The sequence below is a fragment of the Paraburkholderia sp. SIMBA_054 genome, from assembly GCF_046534875.1.
GTDB classification, from domain to species: Bacteria; Pseudomonadota; Gammaproteobacteria; order Burkholderiales; family Burkholderiaceae; genus Paraburkholderia; species Paraburkholderia hospita.
This window is the reverse complement of record NZ_JAWRXV010000749.1, coordinates 1-273: the sequence shown is the minus strand read 5'-3', so window position 1 is coordinate 273 and position 273 is coordinate 1. Positions and strand designations below refer to the sequence as shown.

Sequence of the window (273 nt, the reverse complement as noted above, 5' to 3'; positions counted from 1 at the left end):
AGGCGCTGTCGCTGGGGGCGCGTATGGTCCTCGTGGGCAGACCAGCGATGTACGGCCTGGCCGTCGGCGGTCATGCGGGCGTTCGGCATGCGTTGCAGTTGCTAAGAAGAGAGATCGACGTAGACCTCGCATTGCTGGGATGTCCGAGGATCGAGAACCTCAATAGGGACTTTGTTGTGCAGGTTTCGCGTGAGTCGTGGCATGCGGCTCATGGATAGTGAATATCTGCCCATGCAATCACGCAATTGAACGAACCACGCCCCCATCGACACG

At 59.0% G+C, this 273-nt stretch carries 1 protein-coding gene; it reads left to right on the top strand.

Annotated elements, in window-relative coordinates; genetic code table 11:
• Positions 1 to 218, top strand: a 218-nt coding sequence (locus SB822_RS57100) for an alpha-hydroxy-acid oxidizing protein (RefSeq protein ID WP_410859107.1), incomplete at its 5' end; no start/stop codon positions are given.
• Between the last annotated feature and the right edge of the window lie 55 nt (positions 219 to 273).